Consider the following 19784-nt stretch of genomic DNA (forward strand, 5'->3'; position numbering starts at 1 on the left):
TATTAATGGTAATCGTGTATCAATTTAGCTAAAGCGTATCAATTATTGATATTCTGGTCATTTTTTTAGTATTTTCCTTTATCGAAACCTAAATACTAACCAAATGAACAAAAGATTTACCCTTATTTGTTCCTGTTTTATTTTATTCGCATTCAGTGGTTTTGCCCAGCAAGTTGTTCGGGGAAAGGTAAGTGATGCGGGTAATGGAGCAGGCATTCCGGGTGCAAGTGTCCTTGTTAAAGGCAGCACCTCAGGAACTTCAACTCAGCCGGATGGTACATATAGCATTACCTTGCCGGCAAATGCAACGACACTCGTTGTAAAATACCTTGGTTTTTTGACACAGGAGGTTCCTGTTAACAACCGGACATTGATCAACATTAACTTAATGCCGGATGAAACATCACTTACAGAAGTAGTGGTGACCGCATTGGGCATCAAGCGCAGTGAAAAATCCATCGGTTATTCGACACAAACGGTCAAAGGGGATAACCTGACGATGACAAAAGAGCAAAATGTGTTGGGCTCTCTGGCTGGAAAGGTTGCCGGTGTACAAGTTGTTGGATCTTCGGGAGCAAGCATGGGAGGGACGCAGAAGATCAAAATCCGTGGGGTTAACTCTTTAAGTGGTAGTAGTTCTCCATTGATCGTTGTAGATGGTACACCTGTCTCTGATGCCAACTTCAGTACCGACAGTGGAAATGGTGTTGATCTTGGGAACATCTCTCAGGACATCAATCCGGAGGATATTGAATCACTCAACGTCCTAAAAGGTCCAACAGCCTCTGCACTCTATGGAATCCGCGGACAAAACGGGGTGATTATGATCACGACCCGAAAGGGAAGTAAAGGCACTAAAAAAGTAGACGTACGTTTCAATTCCGGTTTCTCCATTGAAAAAGTCGCCAATTTTTTGCCTTTGCAGAACCTATATGGGGTAGGGAACAACCAGACTTTTCTTACTCTGGCAAATGGCGAAAAATACATTAATGGAAATGACGAAAGCTGGGGACCTAAAATGGATGGAACGCCAGTAAGGATGTATTATAGCTTTTACCCTCAGGATCCGGAATTTGGAAAACTAACTCCTTTTTCTCCTCAACCGAATAACATTCGTGACTTTTATGAAACTGGAATTAACGTTAATAACAGTATATCCGTAACAGGTGGAAATGAGAACTCTTCTTATCGGTTGAGCTATAACAATGCCTATATTAATGGAACAATACCAAATACCTGGCTGAAAAGAAACAACTTGAGCTTAAGCTCTGACTTGAAGCTGACCGATAAGCTGACTGTTGGTGTAAATGCAAATTATGCCAATAATAACGGGCAACGACCGGAACAGGGATACCAGGGGTCCTTCTCAGGAGCAACACAATGGTTCCAGCGTAATATCGACATCAACCGGTTACGCAATTACCAATATGCTGATGGCACGATCATGAATTGGAATGTGAACCCGAATACTGCTACCGGAATGATCACTGCTGCAAATAATAGGCCCAGTGACTGGAACAACCCATTCTTTGATGCTTATAAGAGTTTAAATAATGATGATCGTGACCGCTTATTCGGGGATGTAAACCTGAACTATCAAGTCTTACCGGAACTGAAATTAAGTGCTTTTGTGCGCTCAGACCGTTATACTCAGAATATCTCCCATAAGGAGGCTTTTGGAGGTCGTCTGAATGATGCCTACTCTGTTGGGAAATACCAGGGAATCGACAATAATTACGAATTTTTAGGTCAGTATAACAAACAGATTGGCGATATTTCCTTAACAGGGAACTTAGGTGCCAATTTATATATGGAGAAGTTTACGCAAACTTTTCAAGCCACAGTAGGTGGCCTATCAAGCCCGGATTTTTATAGTATGGCGGCTTCAGTAGATCGTCCGGAAAGCACCTCATATATTCGTAGAAAAGAAGTTCGAAGTGCCTATGCCATGGCCTCGGTCGGGTATAAGGATACTTATTTCCTTGATGCTTCTCTTAGAAACGACAATTCATCGACATTGCCAAAGAACAATAATTCTTATTGGTATTATTCTGTTTCAGGTAGCTTTGTATTTAGTCAGCTACTGAAATGGGAACCACTTTCTTTTGGTAAACTCAGGGCCAGTTATGCGGTAGCAGGATCTGATGTTAAGCCTTATCGGGTAAACCCTTACTACTCTCCTGGAAGCGTGTATAAGAATACCAATGTTAATATTAACACTTTATCTGTTCCGGATAAACTAAATAACCCTGGCCTGAAACCTGCTTTTGCAAACTCTTTTGAGATAGGAACAGACCTGAAATTTCTGGACAACAGGTTAGGTTTTGAATTTAGTTATTATCAACAGAAAAATAGAAATCAGATCATCGAACTACCTATATCCGGAACGAGTGGATATTTGATGGATGTGGTGAATGCAGGGATGATTCAAAATCAGGGAATAGAATTTTCACTAACGGGAACACCTGTTCGTTCCAAGCTGTTCAGTTGGGACGCCACCCTGAATTTTAACCGTAATAAAAGTGTGATCAAAGAGTTATACAAGGATCTGACAGTTTATCAACTGGATATCAATACGTATTCCAGCGTAAATATGTACCTGAATGCGACAGTTAACAAGAGCTTTGGAAGTCTGGTTGGACAAGCATACGCGCGTGATCCTCAGTCCGGAAAAATTCTTCTGGGATCGGATAATTTACCATTAGTTGAAACTAATCATGACTTTGGAAGTGTGTTACCGGAATTTACCGGAGGATTCCTGAACAGCTTTAAAATTGGGAAATTTGACATCTCTGCCATGATCGATTTCCAAAGCGGTGGAAAATTCTTTAGCTGGACCAAAATGCTGGCTACAAAATCCGGGCAGGGAGCGGAAACGGCAGTAATGAACGACAGGGGTGCAAATGTACGTGATCCGCTGACCAGTAATGGTGGGGTAAGGCTGAACGGAATTTATGGTCCCGGAACTAAAATCGCAGGCGTGGATGTCAGCGGACAGGAGTTTGACGGATATGTAGATGCAAGATCCTATTTCAGAAATTCTATTGGTACCAAAATTTATGAAGAGTGGTTGTACAGTGCTTCTTATATCAAATTGAGAGAAGTTAGTCTGGGCTATAATTTTACGGGTGACTTTATGAAGAAAACTCCTTTTAAAACGGCTAAGCTGTCTGTTATCGCCAGAAATCCCTGGATGATCTGGCAAAAAGCACCAAAAGGACTTGATCCTTCGGAATTGTCTACCGGAAGCGCTTCCATCAGCTGGCTGGAAAAAGGAGAGTTTCAAACCGTACGTTCTTATGGTATAAACCTGAATCTGACATTTTAATCTATACTCACATGAAACAACTATATATAGGCCTGGTCGCTATTTTGGCTTTAATGGCAACAGGTTGCAATAAATTTGATGATGATATCAATAAAGATCCCAATTTTCCGGAAAAGGCTTCTGCAACGCAATTGATCGCCAGTGCGCAGCAATCTTTACCTAATCTTGGTTCGGCATTCGATAAAAATGCCTCTCCTTATGGAATACATTATCCTCAGTACATTTCCGGAACTTCTTTTACAGAGAACAGCCGCTACAATACGGTGAATTTTAATTTTTACCCAATCTATGCGGGACCATTAATGGACCTGACAGAGGCGATCAGAATGGCAAATAACCCAAATGAAGGGCCCATTCCAAATCAGATCGCAGTTGCAACTGTGCTAAAGGCTTATTATCTCTGGCATGTGACCGACCGCTGGGGAGCAGTTCCTTATAGTGAAGCATTTCAGGGACGTGATAATTTTACCCCTAAATACGATTCGCAACAACAAATCTATGATGGCCTTTTCAAATCTCTGGACGAAGCTAACGCTGCTTTTATAGCTGGTGGTACCATCAAAAATGATATTATCTACGGCGGAGACATGGCGAAATGGAAAAAATTAGGCAATACCATTCACATGTTAATGGCCTTGCGTCTTTCGAAGGTAAACCCGGTTAAAGGAGCAGAAGAGTTTAATAAAGCGGTGGCAAACGGAATCATGGAAAAGAACGAGGATAACTTTACCTATGTTCACCTGGTAGATGAAGTCAATGAGAACTTTTGGTATACTTCATTCACCAGGAAAAGCAGAAAATGGTTTGCCGTAAGTAAACCTGTTGTCGATTATATGCAGCCACTGAATGATCCGCGTTTACCTGTCTTTGCCGATAAAAATGTAGCGGGTAATTATGTAGGATTAGAATATGGGCTTCCAGGCTCGGTAACCGTGGTGATCAACAACATTTCTTTATTGGGTTCGGCACTCCGTCAGCAAAATTCGCCGGTTTATCTGGTGACTTATGCTCAGGCTTTATTTGCAAAAGCAGAAGCGGCCAAACTAGGTTGGATTCCAGGAGGTGACACGGATGCAAAAATCAATTACGATAAAGCGATAGAACAATCCATCCTTCAATGGACGAATAGTTCTGCAGGCTTGGCTGCCTTTATGGCAAAACCAGAAATCATCTATAATCCGGCGACAGGACTTCGTCAGATCGCAGAACAACGTTGGATTCATCTCTTTATGCATGGTTATGAAGGCTGGGCGGAATGGAGAAGAACGGGCTATCCTTTGCTAAGCCCTGCACCGAACAATAACAACCTTGCTATTCCCAGAAGAGAAGGATATCCTACTCAGGAAATTTCAACTAATGGACTAAATTATAACGCAGCAGTCACAGCCTTCCCTTATGGGGGAGCCGATGATCTGAATGCCCGGGTATGGTGGGACAAACCATAACCACATAAAAAAAGGCAGGTATTTTTCTAAATACCTGCCTTTTTTTATGACTAGATAAAACGTCTATCCAAAGAACATATAGCATAGACCGATTGCGGTACAAACGCCTACTAAATCAGCCAGTAACATGGCACCAATGGCATAACGCGTATTGGTGATGCTTACCGAACCAAAATATACCGCAATAACATAGAAGGTCGTATCTGAAGAGCCTTGTAAAATACTGGATAACCTTCCTGCAAAGGAATCCGGTCCATGAGTGGTCATCGTATCAATCATCATTCCTCTTGCCCCACTTCCACTCAATGGTCTGATCAATGCAGTTGGAATTCCGTCGATAAAACGAGTGTCCGCGCCCAATAGTGCACAAACATGTTTTATTCCATTGATGACCATATCAAAAGTGCCACTGGTGCGCAGTAAACTAATGGCGATCAACATTCCTACCAGGTAGGGGATGATGCGGATAGAAGTCTCAAAACCACCCTTGGCACCTTCTACAAAAGCGTCATATACATTGATTTTCTTGTAGAGTCCACCCAAGACAATTAATAGAAATATCAATAGTAATAAACCATTGCTCAGAATTCCGGAGAATTGTTGCAAGCCGGCAGTATTAAGACTGGTAAGATATAAAACCAACACCGCAATTACCGCAGAAATGCTCAACACCCAAGCCAGAATCACCGGCTGAAAAATATTGATCCTTTGTTTAAAGGAAACAATGAGCATCGCAGCCATTGTCGCTGCAAAGGTGGCGATCATACAAGGAATAAAAATGTCCGTAGGATTAGCAGAATTTAAAGAAGCACGCACGGCAATGATACTCACTGGAATCAGGCATAAACCAGAAGCATGTAAACAAAGGAACATGATCTGTGCATTGGAGGCGGTGTCTTTACTGGGGTTGAGTTCCTGTAAGCTTTCCATGGTTTTTAATCCGAAAGGAGTGGCTGCATTGTCCAGACCCAATAAGTTGGCTGAGAAGTTCATCACCATATGTCCGGTTGCAGGGTGTCCCTTAGGGATATCAGGGAAAAGTTTGGAGAAAAATGGCCCAATGATTCTGGACAATAAGCGGATGCCTCCGGCTCTTTCGGCGATGGCCATAAAGCCCATAAATAAGGCCATGATACCGATTAGTTTTAAGCAAATGTTGACTGCCGTCCAGCAAGTTTCAATGATGCCATCTACTTTTAATACATTTCCCGGGTCACTGGCTTTTCCAACGATCATCAGATTGAAGATTTCGGTTTCGCCTAAAAAGAAACATTTTATACTGGCAACCACAATCGCAATGATGATGAAAGCGGACCAGATTCTACTTAATGCCATTAAAATAAAATTAGTTGAGTCGTTAAATTTATAGTTTTGATTCTAATAATCCGTTTATAAAGCAGAATAAAATGCGGGTCTGGATAAAAGAATCTAAAAATAGCTAAAAAGCAAAAGGTCCTGCAAGCTTTACAGGACCTTTTAGATGATTATGGTTTTTCGTCTGTCAGTTCAAAACCCCATGTTTTTCCTTTTTCTGTAGCAGGAATTCCGGAGGTCATCCATGCCGGTGCTTTTGCACCTTTAAGGTAATAATCAAAAAACTGTTGTTCTCTGATCTGGATGTCTTTTCTGTTTTGACGTTGTACCAGGTTGTGTGCTTCGTTGTTGTAGTTTAACATCCAGACTGGTTTTCCTAAGCGTCTTAGTCCCGTAAACATTTCTATTCCCTGGTACCATGGTACGGCACCATCCGCATCGTTTGCCATGATCACTACCGGGGTGTTTACCTTAGGTAAAGAGAATAAAGGAGAATTTTCAATATACAAATCCGGTTTTTCCCATAAGGTTGCCCCGATTCTGCTTTGTGTTCTTTCGTATTGGAACTGTCTGTTCATACCACTTTCCCAACGCATTCCGCCATAAGCAGAAGTCATGTTGACTACCGGTGCACCAGACCATGCTGCAGCATACATATTGGTACGTGTGATCAGGTGTGCTACCTGATAACCACCCCAGCTTTGTCCCTGGATACCGATTTTAGTACCGTCAACCCATGCGTTTTTCTTTAAAGCTTCTACACCTGAATTGATAAACTCTTCGGCAGATTTTCCCGGGTATCCTTTTTCATAGCTGATGTCCGGTGCGAAAACCAGGTAACCATTACTCACAAAGAAAGGAATGTTTAAACGGGATGGGGTAGGAGCCGGCGCATTATAACTATACAAGCCATCAGAAAGTTTTTCATAGAAATAAACGATCATAGGATATTTTTTTGCCGGATCAAAGTTCTCTGGTTTGTACAGGATGCCATTGGATTGATATCCTTTAGGCGTTTCCCATTTTACCAGTTCTGCCGTTCCCCAGTTGTAGTTTTGTTGCTGAGGGTTCGTATTGCTCAGTTTGATCTCTGTTTTCAGGTCTTTTGAGACATATACGTCAGGAGAGATGCTGTAGTTTCCTTTGTCGTAGATGTATTCTTCCGCGTCTTTGGCTTTTACAAGGTTGGAGTACTTGAATTTACCCATCACCATCAGTTCCGGGTTCTTAGTGTCGCCAACATTGGTTTTATAGAAGCCATTCTCTTTAGTGAGGTTGTTTAACGCATCCATAATGATTGTTTGTTTCTTTTCCAGGAAACGGCTTTCCGGATCTAATTTCTGGTAACGGAAGGTCAGGCTATTTTGTCTGCCGAATCCGTTGGTCATGTTTTTAGGTGGATTTTTTCCTTCAGGAGAGAATTCCCAGATGTCGTACCTGTCGTAGATCAGAACTGTTTTGTCTTCTTCTGTCCAGGCGGCGATTCCATAAGCGGAAGGATCATCCGGCACATCATTTTCCTCATCTACCAGTTTTACGTTCATGCCATTGTTTAAATGGGTCACTTTCCCGGTAGCGATGGTATAGGTATACCAGTTGGATTTACTCTGGTCAAAATAAATAATATATTTTCCGTTTGGAGAAGCGAAGGCATTGCCACTCAAGCCTTCAATGATTTTCTTTCTGCTGCCTGTTTTTACATCAACCAGGTAATAGTCTCTGATGGAGTTTGCAGTCCATTGTTGTTGCACTCTGTTTCCAAAATCAGTAGAAGCCAATGCAAAAGGTGCATTTCCTTCATTAATGATCGTGGCATCAGGTAATTTAACATCTGTTAAAGGAACTATTTTAGGATCGCTGTTGAAGATCTCAATTGCGCTGAGGTAAGTCTTTTTTGAATCCCGATCTGCATTTTTTAATTGCATCGGTTGTAGGTAATCATCTTTATATCCCCATACATCCAGCTTTGCATTTTCAAAGTCGACCAATGTCGTATCCTTTGCTTTTTTAACCGGAGCGATACCAAAAAATAATTTGGTTCCGTCTTTGCTGAAGTTCACTTTTCCATCACCGCTTACCGCCCATTTTGAAGGCATACCAGGGATTTCATTGTCGACCAGAATTTGTGCAGTATCCAGGGACAATGAATTGTAATATACATTATAGGTTTTGATCTCTGTTTTCTCCGGACTTTGTTCTCCAACAAAGGCAAGGTATTCACCATCTTCTGCAAAGGCAAAGTTTTTAAATGTTCCTTTTCCTTTAACGAGTGTTTTCAAGGTTCCTTTTTCTGTATTTAATGTAAATACGCCTGTGGGAGCCGATTTATCTTTTTTCGCACCTGTACAGGCAAAAACAAGCTGTTTTCCGTTTTTGCTGAAAGCGTACTCACTAACATATTTAAAAATACGTTCCTGTCCTGTAGTCAGGTTTTTAAAGATCAGGTCTGTTCCTTCCTGTTTTGCTGCATTTGCAGATTCATCATCAGCGAAGAAATCCTGGTTGTCTTTTTTATCAGGGCTGCTGGAAGCCGGAGCTTTTTTTGTGGTATCTACTGGTTTTTCCAATTGATAAGCCAGGAAGCCTCCCACTTTTTCAGGCATTTTGAAAGACTTTACGCGGGCGATCTTTACGACGCCCAGGCTAGTCAGGTTAGCCAGTCCTAAGCTGTCTTTGGGCATGTCATCGGCTTTCTTCTTTTTAATTTTGGCCTGGCGGATGTCTTTTTGAAAGGCTTTAATGGCAAACACTGCATATTTCGAATCTGCACTGAATTGCGCATTGGTAGCCCTATGTACTTTTATCTTTGAATTGTTAATCAGGTTACTCAGGTATAAATTTGCATCTCCTTCCTGAGGATTAATTCCATACATCGCCCATTGGCCATTGTTGGAAAGTTGCTTTGCGCCAACGGATTCCCAGGAATCATAAACGCTATGATCCAGCGGTTTTTTCTGCGCGAAAGCGGCGCTACCAAACAATAGAAAAATTAGAGTAAGTTTTTTGTGCATCATAAAAGGGTATTTTTGTTAAAAATTGTGATTTTTTAACACATATCCTTATTACAAACCAAATTTTTACAATAAAAGGGCCTCGTGAAAGGGCTGGTTATGCGAATGATCTGCTTTAGCTGAAAAAGGCAATGTACCAAGCGTCTTAGGGAGAGGAGTACCGGAATGGCGGAGAAAAGGAAAATAAAAAAGCCGGAAGAGTTTATCTTCCGGCTATGTAGACTAGGAAATAGTCTTCTGTCGTCTGTAAAAGACTATTTATTCTTTTTAGACTGGATCTGCGTTTGTTGTTGCTGACGCATGTAATCGTCTAATCTGGTTTGAAACTTAGATTTCTTTTTTGTCTCCACAGGTTTTGTTTTATTATCCTGTAGAGTACGGTGAATCTTCTCATCATCAACCATAGATTTGATCAGGAACTGTTGTGCGAAAGTCAACATATTCGCCAGGAAGTAATAGTAGTTCAATCCTGAAGGATAGCTGTTCAGTACACCTAAGAAAACCACTGGCATAATGTATCCAATGTATTTCATTTGTCCTGTAGCACCAGAGATCTGGTTATTGAAATAAGTATAGATCAACGTAGAAATCGTCATCAATACACACATCAGACTCAAGTGATCTCCAATGAATGGAATGGTGAATCCAAATTTGATGAAATCATCATAGGTGGAAAGATCTTTCATCCATAGGAAGCTTTCTCCCCTTAGCTCAAATAAGTTCGGGAAAAAGAAGAAGAAGGCCATTACGAAAGGAAGTTGAAGGAGCATTGGTAAACAACCTCCCAAAGGATTTACACCAACCTGCTTATACAATTTCAGATATTCCTGCTGTAATAGGGTAGGGTTATCCTCACCAACCTTAGCTTTGATCTCATCCATCTCCGGTTTAAGAATTCTCATCTTAGCCATGGATATATAAGATTTGTAGGTTAACGGAGACATGGCTACTTTCAGAAGGATGGTTAAGATCAGGATGATCAGACCATAGTTCCAGCCAAAGCCTTCCAGGAATTTAAATACCGGCAATACTACAAACCTGTTGATGTATTTCAATGGCCAGTAACCCATATCTACCTGTTTCTCAATTTCGTGACCTTGTGCTTTTAGTACATCGAATTTATTCGTACCGAAGTAGAAGTCCATTGCATAGTTTTGAGAAGCCAGTTGTCCGAAATGCATTTTCATGTCTGCCGAATAACGTTTGATCTCTCCTGGTTGTGTCAGTACGGTAACACCCAATTTTCCACTTTCGAAAGCTACTTTAGGTAACAATACTGCCGAGAAAAACTGTTGCTTGAAGGAAAACCATTCGATTTTTCCTTTTTTCAACTCTTCAGTTTCGTCTTTAGCAATGCTCAAGTGATCCGGAGTTTCATTTACGTATTTATAGAAAGGAGCAGCATGCTCTTTTTCTTTTTTGCCTGATTTTTCCTGTTCCAGTAAAGTTGTCTCCCAGTTCAGGGCGATAGAATCTGTTTGGATCACCTGATTTAAACCGTTCAGGTTAATATTGAAGGCTACGTTATTGCTTTTAGGCTTCAGGTCATAAGTATACTCAATGTATTTATCACCCAGATAGTTGGCGCGCATGCTCACCAGGTTTCCTGCTTTTGTAGCCGCGAAATAAAGGTCGTTGGTATTTACTTCTTTCCCGCCGATATTCATTTTTAAGCCAAACTTATTTTGATCTCCATCAAATAAGATCACTGGCTTTCCATCATAGGTTTTCTGGCCTTTTACCTCTACAGATAAAATTTTACCACCTTTATTGGTTAGTGTTAATTTAAGGTTTTCATTCTCCAGGACGGTAGTTTGAACGGTACCCGCAATGTTGCCACCAAAAGGACCTGATAATGTTGCTGAATCTACAGCAGGTTTTGCTGCTGCGATTGCAGGAGCAGTAGTTTTCGTAGCGGCGGCAACTTTCTTTAAAGAATCTGCTGCAATTCTTTCCTTTTCCTTATTGATTTCAGTCTGACTGGGACCAAAAAAGTAAAAAGAACCGGCCAAAACGATCATGATCAGGAACAGGCCTGTAAACGTATTTCTATCCATTATTGTTATTTAAACTCGTATTATTTTATTTTCTTCTTCGCAAATTCCATCGCGGCGGCGACAAATTTAACAAAAAGTGGGTGAGGATTAGCAACTGTTGATTTTAATTCTGGGTGAAATTGTCCACCAACGAAGAAAGGATGGTTTTTCAACTCCACAATTTCCACTAAATGGCTGTCAGGATTTAATCCTGAAGCAATCATTCCTGATGCTTCATATTGAGCCAGGTAATCATTATTAAATTCATAACGATGTCTGTGACGCTCAGAGATGTGGGTTTTGCCATAAGCTGCATAAGCTTTAGTGCCTTTTTTAAGGTCACATGGATAAGATCCCAAACGCATAGTTCCTCCTTTATTCGTTATCTCTTTCTGATCTTCCATCATATTGATCACAGGATTTACTGTGTTTTCATCAATTTCAGTAGTATTGGCGTCTTTTAAACCTAAAACGTTTCTGCCATACTCGATCACCGCACATTGCATTCCTAAACAGATACCAAAGAAAGGAACATCATGTTCACGTACATATTTAATGGCATCAATTTTTCCTTCAATACCGCGGCTTCCAAAGCCAGGAGCAACCAATACACCATCTAAATGCATCAGACGTTCTTTGGCATTATCAGGATAAATGCTTTCAGAATGGATATATTCTACTTTTACTTTACATTCATTTTTCGCTCCTGCGTGTACAAAAGATTCAATGATTGATTTATAAGCATCAGGAAGTTCTACATATTTACCAACCAGACCGATCTTCACTTCGGCAGTAGGATTTTTTAAACGGCCAAGGAAATCTTTCCAACTCTCCATATCAGGCTCATTTTTCTGCGCAAGTTTCAATTTGCTCAATACTGTTTTATCCAGTTGCTCTTTCATCATGAGCAATGGAACATCATAAATAGTAGAGGCATCAATAGATTCTACTACGGCATTGATGTTTACATTACAGAATAAAGCGATTTTCTTACGGATATCTGAATTGATGTGGTGTTCTGTACGGCATACCAGGATATCCGGTTGAATACCGTATTCCAATAATGCTTTTACAGAGTGTTGTGTAGGTTTTGTTTTTAACTCACCGGCAGCAGCAAGGAAAGGAATGAGTGTTAAGTGGATTACAATTGCATTGTTTGCACCTTCTTCCCATTTAAACTGACGTACCGCTTCGATAAATGGTAAAGATTCGATATCACCAACGGTTCCGCCCAATTCAGTGATGACGATATCATACTTACCGCTATCACCTAAAATGCGCATGTTGCGTTTGATCTCATCAGTGATGTGAGGAACTACCTGAACTGTTTTTCCAAGATATTCTCCCTGTCTCTCTTTGTTGATCACATTTTGATAGATCCTTCCGGTAGTAATGTTGTTTGCCTGTGAAGTAGGGACGTTCAGGAAACGCTCATAATGACCAAGGTCAAGATCTGTTTCAGCACCGTCTTCAGTCACATAACATTCCCCATGTTCATACGGATTTAATGTTCCCGGATCGATGTTGATATAGGGATCAAATTTCTGAATGGCTACACTGTAACCTCTTGCTTGTAATAATTTGGCTAATGAAGCGGAGATGATGCCCTTACCTAATGAGGAAGTAACACCGCCCGTAACAAAAATATACTTAGTCATGCTTTGTGAGTTTCTGATATAAAAGCAGCTTTTATGCTACTTTTATTGTTTTTGTACGGGATACAAAGTTAGCAAATAAAACGGAAGCTGAAGGGCAAATTATACAAATAAAATTGTCTAAGGAAAAGAAGAGGTAAGCGCTTATCGCTGAAAATGTTACAGGATGAAACCATAGAGCCGCTTTTTGTGCTCTTCAGGTTTTTCTTTTTTTTGCTCATCATATCGGGTAAATATTTCCAGCAATTTCTTTAAATCTTTCTCTGTATCTGTTTTTTTTCCTTTAGAGGGAGGCACAATGTCTGTGGAAGGGTTGGTAAATGCCGCAACTTTTGTTGCAAACCAGGTGGTATAATAACGGGGGATGGCAAGGCCGAGGATCATGCCGGGCAAACCACTGAATCCTTCCGGACCACCCCTTAATAAGATCTCATCTGTATAAAAGGCAACGACATAAACCGTGTCATTAATTTTGCCGATGGCTTTTCTACATTCATAGCCAGCGATGTTCCTTATGTCGTGCATAATCTTCCAGTCGACCTTAGGAATGGTATCATTCAGGAGATAATCGTCTCCCATGATTCTTTTTTTTAATACCCTGTTCTGTTTTTGATAATCAGCATATAATTCGTTTTCCGGTTCTCCTGCAAAGTCAAAAAACAGGTTGTTTGTCTGTTCCTCTTCTTGTTTTACGGATTTAAAGATCGATTTTGTCCGGTTAAAGGACAACTCCCAGTTCGTACTCTTGTATTTTTTTATTTTTTCTTTGGCTTCATCCGGGATGTCCCATTCTGCCAGGCTCCGCTGCAGATTGACTTTTTTCTCAAAGCTGATCTTACCATATGGAATAAAGAGCTGCTGGGCCTTCAGACCTGTCCATGCGGAAATTAAAAGCAAGAAGGAAGCCAGCCTTTTCATCATCTTTATTTATTAACCGGAGTTTTTGTGAAATTACCACTTAAATTCCAGCTTGCTCCAAATAATACATAACGCGGAATATAGCTAAATGTGTTTTCGCTAATCACATTTCCTCCAACAAATCTGTTGTAACCAATCTTTTGGTTCAGAATATCAGTCACCGTTAGCTTTAGTTCCAATGCTTCACTTTTTCCAACCTTGGTCGCCAGATAGCTATTCCAGATCACTACATTCAGGTCCTGGCCGAAAGAAGCGTTTGCAGGTCTTAAGGAAATGGAGACCGTACTGTTGAACTCTGTGCGGTAAGGCAGCTGAACGGTACCCGAAAACTCATGGTTATGGGTAATACTCTTTCCATCATTGATTCCACCAATGGATGATTTACCAAACATGATCGTTGCGGAAGGGGAGTAACTGAGGTCTACTTTTGAAGTATAATAGTTAAACGAACCCTTTACATTATATTGGGTATTTGCGGTTTTATTTTTCACCTCATTGATGATGGCCACATTGTTGGACCTATAGAAACTCAGATCCAGGCCCATCCGGAAATGAAGCTTGGAAAAGCCTTTTGAATAATACATATTGCCGCTCAGGGAATTGTTTCCATCCAGGTTGATGAAGCTGGAGATCCTTTTGTTAAACTGATCCACATGCTCTGAATTTACAATTGCATTATTGGTAAAGCCATAATTCAGATATCCAGAAATGTATTGATCAGAATTCATTAAAAAGCTGTTGTAGGAAACACCAAAGTTATTGGTGAAAGAAGGCCTCAATAAGGAGTTTCCAATCACCTGAAACAGTGGGTTGTTGATTTGTCTTACCGGTTGAATTTGCTCAATGCTGGGCTGTTGGGTAAAACCATTGTAGTTTAGTGCGAGGCTGGTATTGTTGCTGAGTTTGTAATAGAGATTGGTTCGTGGGGAGAGGTTCAGGTATTTACGCTGAAAATTACTGCCACGGTCAAGATCTTTCAGTTCAAATGTCGTTATGGTCGCTTCCAGCCCGCTGGAGATGGAGAAATTCTTTGCTTTATACTGAAAGATCATTTTCCCTATATTCGAGAAATTGATGAATTTAAAATTGTTACTCAGGGAATCTATTTTTGCTTTAACTCCCGTTACATAATCCGAAACCAGTCTGTTGCTGCTGGAGGAAATGGTTTTAAAGGTATAACCGGCTTCCAAAGACCATCTTTTGGTCAATGTTTCTGCATAACTTATTCTGGTCCCGATAGAATTTTGTGTTCCGGAGTTGTCTTTGATCAGGTTGATGTCTTCACTGCGGTTCCAGTATCCGTCGGCGTCAAAATATTCGGTATGGTTTAGACTTCGTTCCAGCCCTTTGTTATTCTGGTTTTCCGGTTGGATATCGATAGACAATACCCGGCCTTTTTTTCGAAACCTTTTGGACCAGTTGATGTTTCCGTTAAAAGCATCGGCGGAGCCGCTGCCAATATTGGACTGGTTATTCTGACTAATGATTTTATCCGATTCGCTGGTACTGCCATTTTTCGTATTGGATTCTGTATAACTTCTGTTCTTTTTTAAGCCAAAGGAGATCTTAAGTGTAGACAAAGAATCTATGTGATAGTTATAAGTACCACGGATATTCTCTCCGTTTACTTTGGAATGGTCTTCTGTTCTGCCTCTGCTAAAAAAGCGTTTTCCATCAGGGAGGAGCTCCTGGGCACTGGAAGTTTTGATGTTCGTGTTCTTATTGTCAAAAACTTTGAAGTTTAACTTTAAGCCCATCTTATTATGGTCAAATTTATCAGAGTAATGTGCTCCCAGGTTTAGATTACTAGGTAATCCACCTGTGGAAGAATAATAATCGTCATCGTCATCACCTCCTGAGGAATACATGATCGAACTGCCATCATCGCCAACTTCGATCTGGTCGTATTCTTCTCCTTTCAGCTTTCGCATGGAATTGTTGATCTTTGACTCATTGTCGAGGGTGGAGTAGGTACCGAAAATGGCGGTCTTGAGCTTATTTTTAAAGATCCCCATCATGCCGCCGTAATCCTGAAAGGCATCACTGCCAACATTGGCATCCAGTGTAGACAGGTATCCGTTCTTCGCATTTTCTTTGAGCTTTATATTGATGGTTTTATTCTTTACCCCGTCATCAATGCCGGTTAATTCTGCGGTTTTACTCTTTTTGTCGTACACCTGTACTTCTTCCACGGCATTGGCTTTCAGGTATTTTGTAGCCAGTAGTGGGTCGTCTCCAAAAAATTCATCCCCATCTACCAGTACCGTCTTTACTTCTTTTCCCTGTGCTTTGATCATTCCGTTTTTATCGATGTCAAATCCAGGAAGTCTTTTTAAAAGCTCCTGCACATTGGCATTGGTTCGTACCGCAAAACTATCGGCCTGAAAGACAAGGGTGTCGCCCCGCATTCGGACGGCGTTTTTTGTTGCAGCGATGACGACTTCATTGAGCAGCTTTGATTTTAATTCCATATTGATCCTGCCCAGGTCCAGCACTGTATTTTCGGCTATTCTTAAATTACGGATATAATCGGCCATTTTCGGGTAGCTGATGAGTAATTTATAATCTCCTTTAGCGAGGTTATTCCATTCAAAACGCCCGTCTTTATCCGCACGCGTCGTTTTTACCAATATAGAATCGGTAGAACGGAGCAAGAGCACCGAGCTGTTTTCCAACACCTTTTTCTCCAATGTATCGACAACTATCCCTTTAATACTTGCCTTTTGTGCTAAAACGGTAAAAGAAAATAAAGTGAAAAGTATATAAATGAAAATTTTTTTCAGCATAAATTACCGGGTAACTTCATCGAGAGTTCCTAAATCTAATAACTATTTTTTTGTAACTATTAATTTTCAGGAATATTGTTGGTTTTTGAAAGAAAAAGTAAGGATAAAAAAAAATGCCCGAAAAACTCCGGGCAATTTTTAAATTATATTTGGTTAGAATATGCTGGTTTTGGTTGTTTACAATCTAGTTTTTTACAGTTTCATTATCTAAATATAATGTAAAATATATTTTAATCGCAATATAATTTTCAACTTTTTTCATAAAGCGAACGAAAATATGCTGTTTTAGCACCTGGAAGCCTTTTTGTGGTCGCCCAGAGGCTTATATTTTTATGAATGTTACTTGCAACAGCTATAGTAGGGAAGCACTTTATGTTCCTTTTCAGACCAGGCAATATACACTTTTTGCTCATTTGATGTCCTGTACTTGAAGCCGTTTAAAGCTGAGTGCTTTAATTCAGCGAAGAACGCTTTATCCGGGGTATTGGCATCCGGATTTTCATTCTCCGTTACTGCGGGCTCCAGAAAATTTTCATCCTCAAAGAACAACTTCAGTTCCTGCTGAATAAATTCCTTTTGTTTCGATTCTTTCTTCAGGTCAAGCGTAGATTCATAATTCTTGATCAGATCAGTTACTTTAAAATCTTTCTGATAGATTTTAGCCCCATCGTGTGCGGTAATGTTAAAACTCATGACCATGTCTTTCAGTGATTCCCCTTTAAGGGCAATTCTAAACGTATCCAGTTTTACCGAATCGCTGAAAGGTTTCAACAAGGTTTGGCCCTCCACGTTTGCTTTCCCGCTTTGTGTTCCCTCCGTTCCTGTGTTGCTGTTACACGCACTAAAGAATCCCAGGGAAAGTAACAAAAAGATATAATAGGTATTTCTCATGAGCGAATGATTTTATTCAGATCTTCAGGGGTATCAATAGCAATGGTCTCTATGGTCGTTACCCTCGTTTGAATGGAATAGCCATTCTCTACCCAGCGCAGTTGCTCCAGGCTTTCTGCGATTTCCAGACTCGAGGGAGCGAGTTTCGTTATTTCCAATAAAACAGGAACTGTATAGCCATAAATGCCGATGTGTTTGTAAAACTGATGTGCCTTCAGCCAGTTTTCTTTTTCCGCATTTCTGATATAGGGAATGGTTTGGCGGCTAAAATAAACGGCTTCTCTTTTGCTGTTCAGGATCACTTTCGGAAGGTTGTGGTTGAACAACTCTTCAGGTGTATGAATTTCCTTAATTAAGGTGGCCAGCTGTACCTGTGGATCGGTAAAGCAGGAAATCAAAAGATCGATTTGTGCAGGATCAATAAAGGGCTCATCACCCTGTATATTCACTATGACATCAAATCCGGGAACCTTTTCAACCACCTCTGCGCAACGATCAGTACCGCTTTGGTGCTGACTGCCGGTCATGATGAATTCCCCGACAAAACTTTTAACTTCTGCAGCAATGCGTTCATCATCAGTCGCAACCACAACCTTGTCTATTCCGGAAGCTTTAGCCGCCTGTTCATACACCCGGCGGATCATGCTTTTCCCCTGAATATCCACCAGAGGTTTCCCGGGGAAACGGGTAGAGGCGTAGCGGGCAGGAATGACACCTAATACTTTCATCTTAGAATAAACCGTTTATTTCTGCGTCAATTGATTGAATGATCGTACCCAAATCTTCAGGATTATTCGTGAAATCAAGCTTGTCTTTATCCAGGATCAGTAATTTTCCAAGGCTATAATCTTTGATCCAGGCTTCATATTTCTCATTTAGCTTAGATAGATAATCAATTCTGATGCTTGCTTCATACTCACGTCCCCTGCGCTGGATATTATTAACCAGTGTAGGTACGGAAGCGCGCAGGTAAACCAGTACATCGGGAGGTTTGATAAAGGAAGTGATGTTCTCAAAGATCGCCCGGTAATTGTGGTGGTCTCTGGTCGTCATCAGGCCCATTTCATGCAGGTTTTCTGCAAAGATGTGCGCATCCTCATAAATCGTTCTGTCCTGAATGACATTCCGTTTATTACTCTCAATATCTACAATCTGCTGAAAACGGCTGTTCAAAAAATAAATCTGCAGGTTAAAGCTCCACCTTTTCATGTCGCTATAAAAATCTTCCAGATAAGGATTGTCCTCTACCGCTTCATATAAAGCTTCCCAGCCATAATGTTTGGCCAATAACCCTGTTAATGTGGTTTTACCGGCACCAATATTTCCAACTATAGCTATGTGCATATATTTTTCTTTTAAGGTAGCTATTGTAGCTATATCATTTATACTATAAGGTTAAAAGGATTTAAATCCGATCAGTTCCCTTGCTTCTTTAATCGTTTTTTGTGCACTTTCTCTTGCTTTTAGTGCACCATGTTTGGCCACCTGACGGAGGTATGAAGTATCTTTTGAGATCTCTTCAATTTTTTCACGAATAGGCGTATTAAAGACGATCATATCTTCTGCCAGTTGCTTTTTGAAATCTCCGTAACGGATGGCGCGGGTATTGTAAAGGTCGTCAAAATGCTTCATGGTATCTGCCGGAGAAACGATTTTCATCAGGTCAAATAAGTTTTGAATGGCTTCCGGTTTTGGCTGATTGTCTTCTGTAGGACCACCATCAGTTACCGCACGGGAAACTTTCTTACGGATGATTTCCGGGCTATCGGCTAAATAGATGCAGCTGCCATCACCTGAAGACTTGCTCATCTTTCCTTTTCCATCCAAACCGGGAACTTTTACCAGGTTCTCATCAAAGTTAAAGGCCTGTACTTCCGGGAACATTTCATGATTATACAACCTGTTGAATCTGTTTCCAAAGGTTCGGGTCATTTCTAAGTGTTGTTCCTGATCTTTTCCTACAGGAACTTTAACCGCTTTATGGATCAGAATATCAGCAGCCATAAGTGTTGGGTAAGTTAACAGACCCGCATTCACGTTATCTGGCTGGGTTCTGACTTTATCTTTAAAAGAAGCACTGCGCTCCAGTTCGCCCATATAGGCATTCATGTTCAGGTATAAATATAATTCTGTAACCTCAGGCACGTCAGACTGGATATAAATGGTGGTTTCTTCCGGATTGATTCCGCAAGCCAGGTATTCTACTAAAACGTGTTTTACATAGCCATGAAGGTCACCAGGTGTCGGATGAGTGGTCAGAGAGTGAAGGTCGGCAATAAAAAAGAAGCAATTAAAATCATACTGCATCTTTACAAAGTTCTTTACTGCACCAAAATAATTTCCCAGGTGTAAATTTCCTGTAGGACGAATCCCGCTAACTACCGTTTCTTTCATAGGGAC

At 40.7% G+C, this 19784-nt stretch carries 12 protein-coding genes; 2 read left to right on the plus strand and 10 right to left on the minus strand.

The genetic code is table 11. The features are described from left to right. Positions 1-103 precede the first annotated feature (103 nt). Together AAFF35_RS08735 and AAFF35_RS08740 are read left to right on the plus strand one after the other, a co-directional pair. Positions 104-3328: a SusC/RagA family TonB-linked outer membrane protein gene (locus AAFF35_RS08735; RefSeq protein ID WP_342332051.1), complete on the plus strand. Its 3225-nt coding sequence runs from the start codon at positions 104-106 to the stop codon at positions 3326-3328. An 11-nt stretch (positions 3329-3339) separates the two neighbouring features. Beyond that, positions 3340-4773: a SusD/RagB family nutrient-binding outer membrane lipoprotein gene (locus AAFF35_RS08740; RefSeq protein ID WP_342332052.1), complete on the plus strand. Its 1434-nt coding sequence runs from the start codon at positions 3340-3342 to the stop codon at positions 4771-4773. Between the two features lie 63 nt (positions 4774-4836). Here AAFF35_RS08740 and AAFF35_RS08745 read toward each other — a convergent pair whose 3' ends face one another. From AAFF35_RS08745 to trpS, 10 genes are all read right to left on the minus strand, one after another. Beyond that, a complete protein-coding gene (locus AAFF35_RS08745) occupies positions 4837-6108 on the minus strand; it encodes a nucleoside recognition domain-containing protein (RefSeq protein ID WP_342332053.1) in 1272 nt (423 codons plus the stop codon). A 149-nt stretch (positions 6109-6257) separates the two neighbouring features. After that, positions 6258-9101, minus strand: a complete 2844-nt coding sequence (locus tag AAFF35_RS08750; protein ID WP_342332054.1) for a prolyl oligopeptidase family serine peptidase — start codon at positions 9099-9101, stop codon at positions 6258-6260. Between the two features lie 251 nt (positions 9102-9352). Then, on the minus strand, positions 9353-11155 hold the full coding sequence (gene yidC / locus AAFF35_RS08755) for a membrane protein insertase YidC (RefSeq protein WP_342332055.1): 1803 nt from the start codon (positions 11153-11155) through the stop codon (positions 9353-9355). Between the two features lie 20 nt (positions 11156-11175). Then, entirely contained in the window at positions 11176-12792 is a 1617-nt protein-coding gene (locus tag AAFF35_RS08760) for a CTP synthase (RefSeq protein WP_342332056.1), read from the minus strand. A gap of 156 nt (positions 12793-12948) precedes the next feature. Beyond that, a complete protein-coding gene (locus tag AAFF35_RS08765; RefSeq protein WP_342332057.1) occupies positions 12949-13710 on the minus strand; it encodes a GLPGLI family protein in 762 nt (253 codons plus the stop codon). Between the two features lie 2 nt (positions 13711-13712). Continuing rightward, on the minus strand, positions 13713-16493 hold the full coding sequence (locus AAFF35_RS08770; RefSeq protein WP_342332058.1) for an outer membrane beta-barrel protein: 2781 nt from the start codon (positions 16491-16493) through the stop codon (positions 13713-13715). A 339-nt stretch (positions 16494-16832) separates the two neighbouring features. Further along, positions 16833-17384, minus strand: a complete 552-nt coding sequence (locus AAFF35_RS08775; protein WP_342332059.1) for a hypothetical protein — start codon at positions 17382-17384, stop codon at positions 16833-16835. Further along, positions 17381-18112 (minus strand): 3-deoxy-manno-octulosonate cytidylyltransferase, encoded by a 732-nt coding sequence (kdsB, locus tag AAFF35_RS08780; protein ID WP_342332060.1) that lies wholly within the window; start codon positions 18110-18112, stop codon positions 17381-17383. Before kdsB ends, AAFF35_RS08775 begins: the two co-directional genes overlap by 4 nt. A gap of 1 nt (position 18113) precedes the next feature. Beyond that, positions 18114-18728, minus strand: coding sequence for a deoxynucleoside kinase (locus AAFF35_RS08785; RefSeq protein WP_074605561.1), 615 nt, complete (start codon positions 18726-18728; stop codon positions 18114-18116). A gap of 51 nt (positions 18729-18779) precedes the next feature. Continuing rightward, the gene (gene trpS / locus AAFF35_RS08790; RefSeq protein ID WP_124577498.1) at positions 18780-19778 is read right to left on the minus strand and encodes a tryptophan--tRNA ligase; all 999 of its coding nucleotides are present in this window, start codon (positions 19776-19778) and stop codon (positions 18780-18782) included. Between the last annotated feature and the right edge of the window lie 6 nt (positions 19779-19784).

Source organism: Pedobacter sp. FW305-3-2-15-E-R2A2 (assembly GCF_038446955.1).
In the GTDB taxonomy this organism is placed as follows: Bacteria; Bacteroidota; Bacteroidia; order Sphingobacteriales; family Sphingobacteriaceae; genus Pedobacter.

Excerpts from the sequence above, each read along its gene's own strand:
- AAFF35_RS08760 (WP_342332056.1), bottom strand. The coding sequence starts at position 12,792 with ATGACTAAGTATATTTTTGTTACGGGCGGTGTTACTTCCTCATTAGGT.
- kdsB (WP_342332060.1), bottom strand. The coding sequence starts at position 18,112 with ATGAAAGTATTAGGTGTCATTCCTGCCCGCTACGCCTCTACCCGTTTC.
- AAFF35_RS08770 (WP_342332058.1), bottom strand. The coding sequence starts at position 16,493 with ATGCTGAAAAAAATTTTCATTTATATACTTTTCACTTTATTTTCTTTT.
- AAFF35_RS08740 (WP_342332052.1), top strand. The coding sequence starts at position 3,340 with ATGAAACAACTATATATAGGCCTGGTCGCTATTTTGGCTTTAATGGCA.
- trpS (WP_124577498.1), bottom strand. The coding sequence starts at position 19,778 with ATGAAAGAAACGGTAGTTAGCGGGATTCGTCCTACAGGAAATTTACAC.
- AAFF35_RS08735 (WP_342332051.1), top strand. The coding sequence starts at position 104 with ATGAACAAAAGATTTACCCTTATTTGTTCCTGTTTTATTTTATTCGCA.
- AAFF35_RS08785 (WP_074605561.1), bottom strand. The coding sequence starts at position 18,728 with ATGCACATAGCTATAGTTGGAAATATTGGTGCCGGTAAAACCACATTA.
- AAFF35_RS08765 (WP_342332057.1), bottom strand. The coding sequence starts at position 13,710 with ATGATGAAAAGGCTGGCTTCCTTCTTGCTTTTAATTTCCGCATGGACA.
- AAFF35_RS08745 (WP_342332053.1), bottom strand. The coding sequence starts at position 6,108 with ATGGCATTAAGTAGAATCTGGTCCGCTTTCATCATCATTGCGATTGTG.
- AAFF35_RS08750 (WP_342332054.1), bottom strand. The coding sequence starts at position 9,101 with ATGATGCACAAAAAACTTACTCTAATTTTTCTATTGTTTGGTAGCGCC.
- yidC (WP_342332055.1), bottom strand. The coding sequence starts at position 11,155 with ATGGATAGAAATACGTTTACAGGCCTGTTCCTGATCATGATCGTTTTG.
- AAFF35_RS08775 (WP_342332059.1), bottom strand. The coding sequence starts at position 17,384 with ATGAGAAATACCTATTATATCTTTTTGTTACTTTCCCTGGGATTCTTT.